The organism is Pseudonocardia xinjiangensis, from assembly GCF_012911925.1.
Taxonomy (GTDB): Bacteria; Actinomycetota; Actinomycetes; order Mycobacteriales; family Pseudonocardiaceae; genus Pseudonocardia; species Pseudonocardia xinjiangensis.
Map to the genome: position 1 here is coordinate 35,574 of NZ_JAAXKY010000057.1, position 6,142 is coordinate 41,715.

General features: G+C 74.0%; 9 protein-coding genes. 4 read left to right on the top strand and 5 right to left on the bottom strand.

The window, feature by feature from the left end; translation table 11 throughout:
* Positions 1-41: 41 nt before the first annotated feature.
* Both HF577_RS18300 and HF577_RS18305 read right to left on the bottom strand, forming a co-directional pair.
* Positions 42-1,136 carry an S-adenosylmethionine:tRNA ribosyltransferase-isomerase gene (locus HF577_RS18300; RefSeq protein WP_169397096.1) on the bottom strand — a complete coding sequence of 365 codons (1,095 nt, stop codon included), beginning with the start codon at positions 1,134-1,136 and terminating at the stop codon, positions 42-44.
* Positions 1,133-1,864: an SDR family NAD(P)-dependent oxidoreductase gene (locus tag HF577_RS18305; protein WP_169397097.1), complete on the bottom strand. Its 732-nt coding sequence runs from the start codon at positions 1,862-1,864 to the stop codon at positions 1,133-1,135. The genes HF577_RS18300 and HF577_RS18305 overlap by 4 nt, the downstream gene beginning before the upstream one ends.
* Before the next feature lie 48 nt (positions 1,865-1,912).
* Between HF577_RS18305 and soxR the strand changes: the two genes are divergently transcribed.
* Positions 1,913-2,383 (top strand): redox-sensitive transcriptional activator SoxR, encoded by a 471-nt coding sequence (gene soxR / locus HF577_RS18310; RefSeq protein ID WP_169397098.1) that lies wholly within the window; start codon positions 1,913-1,915, stop codon positions 2,381-2,383.
* Positions 2,384-2,406: 23 nt separating this feature from the next.
* Here soxR and HF577_RS18315 read toward each other — a convergent pair whose 3' ends face one another.
* On the bottom strand, positions 2,407-3,531 hold the full coding sequence (locus HF577_RS18315; protein ID WP_169397099.1) for a polysaccharide pyruvyl transferase family protein: 1,125 nt from the start codon (positions 3,529-3,531) through the stop codon (positions 2,407-2,409).
* Positions 3,532-3,723: 192 nt separating this feature from the next.
* On the opposite strand from HF577_RS18315, the gene HF577_RS18320 reads away from it, so the two are divergent.
* Positions 3,724-4,056 carry an NIPSNAP family protein gene (locus HF577_RS18320; protein ID WP_169397100.1) on the top strand — a complete coding sequence of 111 codons (333 nt, stop codon included), beginning with the start codon at positions 3,724-3,726 and terminating at the stop codon, positions 4,054-4,056.
* Between the two features lie 64 nt (positions 4,057-4,120).
* Positions 4,121-4,876 (top strand): tyrosine-protein phosphatase, encoded by a 756-nt coding sequence (locus HF577_RS18325; RefSeq protein WP_169397101.1) that lies wholly within the window; start codon positions 4,121-4,123, stop codon positions 4,874-4,876.
* 114 nt (positions 4,877-4,990) lie between these two features.
* On the opposite strand, the gene HF577_RS18330 is transcribed toward HF577_RS18325, so the two are convergent.
* The gene (locus HF577_RS18330; RefSeq protein WP_169397102.1) at positions 4,991-5,383 is read right to left on the bottom strand and encodes a hypothetical protein; all 393 of its coding nucleotides are present in this window, start codon (positions 5,381-5,383) and stop codon (positions 4,991-4,993) included.
* Between the two features lie 129 nt (positions 5,384-5,512).
* A complete protein-coding gene (locus HF577_RS18335; RefSeq protein WP_169397103.1) occupies positions 5,513-5,755 on the bottom strand; it encodes a ribbon-helix-helix domain-containing protein in 243 nt (80 codons plus the stop codon).
* A 145-nt stretch (positions 5,756-5,900) separates the two neighbouring features.
* On the opposite strand from HF577_RS18335, the gene HF577_RS18340 reads away from it, so the two are divergent.
* On the top strand, positions 5,901-6,047 hold the full coding sequence (locus HF577_RS18340) for a hypothetical protein (RefSeq protein ID WP_169397104.1): 147 nt from the start codon (positions 5,901-5,903) through the stop codon (positions 6,045-6,047).
* The last annotated feature ends 95 nt before the right edge of the window (positions 6,048-6,142 follow it).

Sequence of the window (6,142 nt, forward strand, 5' to 3'; positions counted from 1 at the left end):
AAGGGCTTCAGGCATGAATATCTGCCGCATCCGATGAACGTTCACTCCGCGCGGTGAACGGTTCTGATCGGGAGAAGAAGGCACGAGTCGCCGAATTCGTGCCAGAGGTAGCCGCGGTCGACGGCAGCGGCGTACGCCCGCCCGACGAGCGCCGTCCCCGCCACGGCCTCGAGAAGCAACAGGTGGGACGCCGTCGGCTCGTGCCATCCCGTCACGAGCCCGTCGACCACGCGCGCCGGACGGTCCGGGCCGAGCACGAGGTGGGTCCAGCCGGCTCCCGGCCGCACCAGACCCCCCGGATCGGCCACCGTCTCCAGCGCTCGCGTGACCGTGGTGCCGACCGCGACCACCCGCCCGCCGGCGGCTCTGGTGGCGTTCACGAGGTCGGCCGTGGCGGTGGGTACCCGGTAGCGCTCGGGGAGCGGCACCTCGCCGGCCTCGAGCGACGACACCCCCGTGTGCAGCACCAGCTCCGCGACGCCGACGCCGCGCCTGCGCAGACCGGCCAGCACCTCGGGGGTGAACGGGCGGGCGGCACTGGGCATCTCGGCGCTGGCGAACTCCGGGCCCGGGGTGGCGAAGACCGTCCGGTACGCGTCGAGTGGCCAGTCCCCCCGGAGGTAGGAGTACCGGATCGGCCGGCCCACCTCGGCCAGCCATGCCCGCAGCCCGCCTGCCACCGCTATCCGGGCGCGCCACAGCCTGCTCCCGGTGCTCACCCGGGGGTCCGGGTGCCCGGCCATCAGCGTGGCCACCACGCCGCCGGGCAGCCGGATCGATTCGCCGGCGCGGCCGTCGAGGACCCGCCGTCCGTCCGGGGTCCGCAGCTCGACGACGAACAGCTCGTCGGGTGCGGGACCGGAGACGTGCAGGGTGACGGGTGGCGCGTCGGCCGCCGGCGCGTCCGGCCGGTGCCCGTCCACGGCGGCGGGCTCGGTGTCGGAGGTGTTGACGACCACGAGGTCGCCACGGCGCAGCGCCGAGGGCAGGTTGCGGAAGGTCGTGTGCCGCAGCGGCCCGTGGCCCCGGGCCACCAGGAGCCGCACGCCGTCCCTGGGCACCCCCCGGACCTCGGGTGGCTCGGCGGCGGAGAGCTCGGCCGGCACCGTGAACGTCGTGGCCGCGGCAGCCCTCACGTCGTGCTCCCGGCCGGCTGGGCCGTCGCACCGGCACCGGGCGTCGGCGCACCGTCGGAGAGGTCCGCAGCGCGGTACCGGCCGCTCTCCGGCCGCCTGTCGAGCAGGCGCAGGAGCGCCGGGGTGACCGACTCCGGCTCCGGGCGGTCGGAGATGTCCTCGCCCGGGAAGGCCCGCTGGTGCATCGCCGTGCGCATGTCGCCCGGGTCGAAGGCGTACACCCGCAGTGCGGGCTCCTCGACGGCGAGCACCGCGGCCAGCTGGTCGAGCGCAGCCTTCGAGGAGCCGTAACCGCCCCAGCCCGGGTAGGCCTCGACGGCGGCGTCGGAGCTGAGGGTGATCACGGTGCCCGTTGCCGAGGCGCGCAGCAGGGGCAGTGCGAGCTGGGTGAGCGCGAGTGGGGCCAGCACCGTGGTCTCGAGCACTCCGCGCAGGGCGTCGAGCGGGTAGCGCCCGAGTACGGGCAGCGGGGACGGGCCGAGCTCGCCGGCGTTGTGCACGAGCAGGTCCAGCCGTCCGGCTGCGCTGACGAGCTCCTTCCGGAACCGCGGATCGGTGACGTCGCCGGGCAGGGCGACCACGCCGGGCAGGCCCGCGGTGGCGGCCCGCAGCCTCCCGCCGTCGCGAGCGCAGGCGAACACGGTGGTGCCGCGAGCAGCGAGGGCGGCGGTGAGGGCGAGCCCGAACCCCTGCCCGGCACCGGTGACGATGGCGGTCATATCGGTCATGCGACTACCGTGCGACCTGAATTCAGCTTCAGGTCAAGGGGGACGCGGATGGAGACGACCGACCTGCTCACCATCGGAGAGGTGGCGCACCGGAGCGGCTTTCCGCCGTCGGCGCTGCGGTACTACGAGCGGGAGGGGCTCCTGCGCACCACCCGCACCTCCGGTGGTCAGCGGCGGTACGAACGCTCGGTGCTGCGCAGGCTCGCGTTCATCCGGGCGGCGCGCACCATCGGCGTCGGTCTGGACGAGGTGCGCCAAGGCCTCGACCAGCTCCCGGACGGCCGGACCCCGACCAAGTCGGACTGGTCACGGCTGTCGCGGTCGTGGCGAGGGCGTCTCGACGAGCAGATCCAGGCGCTCGTCGCACTGCGGGACGGACTCGACTCGTGCATCGGCTGCGGGTGTCTCTCCCTGCAGCGCTGCCGCCTCTACAACCCCGGCGACCAGGTGTCGGAGTTCGGCCCCGGCGCGAGGCTGCTGCCACCGATGCTGCGGCGCACCCCGGCAGAGGGTGTCTGAGCAGCCCTGCCGGGGCGCGCGGGCTACGAGGAGAGCAGCCGCGGGCGGGCGGACCAGCGCGCGGGCAGGGAGCGGTCGACCCAGGCGTGGAGCTCCTCGGCGGGCGGCCGGGTGCTGATCGCCGACTGCTCGTGCTCGGCCAGGAAGGCGGTGGTGCGCTCCTCCCAGCCGACGCCCAGGCAGGGCACGCCGGTGGACACGGCGAAGATCAGCGCGTGGATGCGCAGGCCGAACAGCGCGTCGGCCTCACTCACCACCGCCTTGGCCAGCGCCGGCGGCAGCTGCGGGCCGAGCACCGGGACCGGCCGTCCGAGCCGCTCGCCGAGCTCCTGGATCAGCACCTCGTCGCGCCGGGCGAGTCCGAGCCCGTAGTCGGCGTGGGTGCTGATGGCCAGCCCTGCGACGGCGCCGCCCCGCTCGATCCAGCGGCGCGCGAGCGTCTCGGCGGCGTCCTGCAGGCAGTCGACGAGGATCGGGTTGGGCAGTGCCTTGGGTGCGACGAGCAGCAGCGGCACCGCCGGGTCGACGCCGGCGGCCGCGAGTGCGCGCCGGGCGTCGGCGTCGGGGGCGGGCGTGAGCCCCATCGCGAGGTCGCCCACGACCGGCGCCACGATCGCCTTGCCCAGCGTGGCTGCGGACACCTCGTCGCGCACGGTGATGCGGCCGGGCTTGCGGACCGAGCGGCGCAGCAGGTCGAGCACCCGCTCCGGGGTGCCCGGGTAGACGCCGATCGCGACGTAGGCGATGTCGCGGCCGCGGGCCGTGGCGGCCCAGACGATCGCCGGGAGCGCCTTGACCAGGGACGACGCGCCGGTGCCGAAGAGGCCGCCGCCCACCACCGCGATGCCGTCGCACCACTTGAGCGCCTTCGTGAAGGGGATGCCCTCCATCGCCACCGCGGGGACCCGGTGCAGGGCCTCGACCATCCGCGGGTTGCGCGACACCACGCGCACCTCGGTGTCGTCGGGGAGCTCCTGCAAGGTGCGGGCGAGCATCGCCTCGTCGCCGGTGTTGCCGTTGCCGAAGTTCCCGATGATCAGGACGCGGGTGGCGCGGGGCGTGGTGGCGCCACGGCTCTCCTCGGCAGCGTGGCGCCTGCCGAGATCGGCAAGCTGCTGGCGGATGAGGCTGGTGCGGGGATCCGTCATCGAGTTCCTCGGGTCGGCGCAACTCTCCGTGACCATCGACCTGAGTTGCGGGGAGCTGCATGGCCGCGGTCACTCGTTCGACGCAGCCTACGACGTCTCCGGGACTGCTCGGTCGGGGTGTTCGCCGAACGGCCCCTGTGACGCGGTCGCCGACCGGCGTCCCACCGACTGCTCTACCCATATGATCGTATGATGATCTACGAGATCCGCGAGTACACCACCGTCCCGGGACGCCTGCCTGCGCTGGTCAAGCGCTTCAACGACCACACGCTCGGCTACTTCGGCAAGCACGGCATGGAGGTGGTCTTCCTGTCCGTCACCGAGCTCGGCGAGAACTCCAACAACGAGCTGGTCTACGTGCTGCAGTTCGACTCCTACGACGACATGGCGTCGAAGTGGGCGGCGTTCCAGGCCGACGCCGGGTGGCGCGAGGCACGCAGCGCGAGCGAGGCCGACGGCCCGATAGTGGCGAAGATCAGCAGGCGCGTGCTCAGCACCGCGCCGTTCGCCCCTGCGGGGTCGTGAACTTCGCCTATCGGTCAGGCGCAGATGGGTGCGGATGTCGATCCGATGAGCGAGGGTTGAGGACGTGTCTGCATCCGTGGAGCGCTGGCTCACCCTCGAGGGACTCGACAACGTCCGGGACGTCGGCGGCTTGCCGCTGCGTTCCGGCGGCAGCACGCGGCCGGGCATCCTGCTCCGCAGCGCCTCGCTGCACTACTGCACCCCGGCCGACGTCGACCATCTGATCGACGTGATCGGGCTGAAGCTGGTGCTGGACCTGCGCACGCCCCGGGAGATCGACCGCGACGGGCCCACCGCCGTCGCCCGCGCGGGGGTCGAGACGGTGGCGCTCGACTTCCTCCCCGACGGTGGCCGGACGCTTCCCGAGACCGACGACGACACCGACCCGATGGTGCGCAACTACCTCGGTTACCTGTCCGACCGTGGGGAGAACGTCGTCGCCGCGGTGCGGCTGCTGGCCGCACCGGACGCCGGGCCGACGCTGGTGCACTGCGCGGCGGGCAAGGACCGCACCGGGACGCTCGTGGCGCTGGTGCTCGACGCGGTCGGCGTCGAGCGTGATGCGGTGGTGGCCGACTACGCGCTCTCCGCCGAGCAGGTGGAGGCGTTGTTCCGCCGCTGGACCACGGCGTCGGGTGAGCCGATGCCCGACGACATCTCCCGGCACCTCCCGCGGGCCGAGGTGATGACCACGGTGCTCGACCACCTCGACGCGGAGTTCGGGGAGAACGGCGCGGGCGGGGCGGCCGGGTGGCTGCTGGCCAACGGCCTGGACGAGGAGTCGTTGGCGCGCTTGCGCGCCCGGTTCACGGCCGAGTAGCGCCCCGCTCGGCAGGCGACTCGCGGGGTGGAACCGGGCGACTCGCGGGCGAGATTCGGGCGACTCGCGGGGTGGGATCGGGCGACTCGCGGGTGGCCGCGGGTGGCTCGTGGGTCAGGGGAGCTCTTCGATCGTCACGGTGGTGTCGAGCTTGCGCAGGGCGGCGGGTTCGCCCGTGACCGCCGGCCAGCCCCGGCGACGGGCGCTGGCGGCCACCTGACCGGCGACGATGTCGTCCTGCCCGGACGCGGCCAGCAGCAGCCCGGACTCCAGCGCGGAGGCCGGGCCGAGCTCGTCGATCACGGTGTTGGGCAGGTCCAGCAGCACCTGCAGGGCCGGGTGGTGCTCGGGTTCGAGCAGGGCCCACGCCCGGCCGAGCGCGGCGCTCGGGACGGCCAGCACGATGTTCTCCTCGACCGCGGCCCAGACCAGGGCACGCACGTAGACCGGCCGGCCGATGGCGAAGGCGGCCAGCGCGGTGGCGTCGAGGACGCGTCCGCCGATCATGCGGCGCCCGCCGGGGCGCCGCCCGGGTGCCGGGTGGTCATCAGGCGGCGCCCGCACGGGCGTTCGTGGCCGGGCGGGGCCGGGCTGCGCGGGCGGCCGTCATCGCGGCGTCCCCAGGCTCGGGACCCATCAGACCGCGGCCGCGGGAGGTACCAGGCGCAGCGTCCGGCGCGCCTCGGCCAGCTCGGCGGGCGGGGGCGGGCCGCCGTAGAGGTCGGCGAGGGTGGCGAGGGACCGGTCACGGAGCTGGCGGGCGGAGACGGCGTCGGCGACGTACGCGGAGATGCTTCTGGCCGCCCCGCGCCGCACGGCGTTCCGAGCCTCGTCGACCAGCTCGGCCGGGAGACTCACCGTGACACGCTCAGTGCGCATGTGCGGAGCGTACCGGCCGTTGGTCTGGCGCTCACCCACCGTCAACCTCTGCCGGCGGCCGCGGGAGGACGCGCTGGTCGCCAGATCCGGCGGTTAACTCGTCGACGCCTCGATCGGCGGCCCCCTCGGGGAAGACCAGCAGGGAGTGCGGTTGACCGGCGAGGCGCTGGCCGACTACTGGGCCAAGGTCGAGGCCCGGCTCGGGCATCCGCCGCAGATCGGCCCGACCCCCGCCCAGAAGCGCCGTTTCGCCGCCGACATCAAGAAGGCGAAGAAGGCCGCCGGCCTCTGACGCGCATGCACTGACGCCTGACCGCGAGTGCCCGGAGCGGCGCAGCGGAACGGCAGCTGGCGGTGCGGGCGCGCCCGGGGCGGTGGCTTCCGGAG

What these genes read in the sequence shown, in the direction of transcription:
- soxR (WP_169397098.1), top strand. Translation starts at nt 1,913, where the DNA reads ATGGAGACGACCGACCTGCTCACCATCGGAGAGGTGGCGCACCGGAGC.
- HF577_RS18315 (WP_169397099.1), bottom strand. Translation starts at nt 3,531, where the DNA reads ATGACGGATCCCCGCACCAGCCTCATCCGCCAGCAGCTTGCCGATCTC.
- HF577_RS18330 (WP_169397102.1), bottom strand. Translation starts at nt 5,383, where the DNA reads ATGATCGGCGGACGCGTCCTCGACGCCACCGCGCTGGCCGCCTTCGCC.
- HF577_RS18335 (WP_169397103.1), bottom strand. Translation starts at nt 5,755, where the DNA reads ATGCGCACTGAGCGTGTCACGGTGAGTCTCCCGGCCGAGCTGGTCGAC.
- HF577_RS18320 (WP_169397100.1), top strand. Translation starts at nt 3,724, where the DNA reads ATGATCTACGAGATCCGCGAGTACACCACCGTCCCGGGACGCCTGCCT.
- HF577_RS18305 (WP_169397097.1), bottom strand. Translation starts at nt 1,864, where the DNA reads ATGACCGATATGACCGCCATCGTCACCGGTGCCGGGCAGGGGTTCGGG.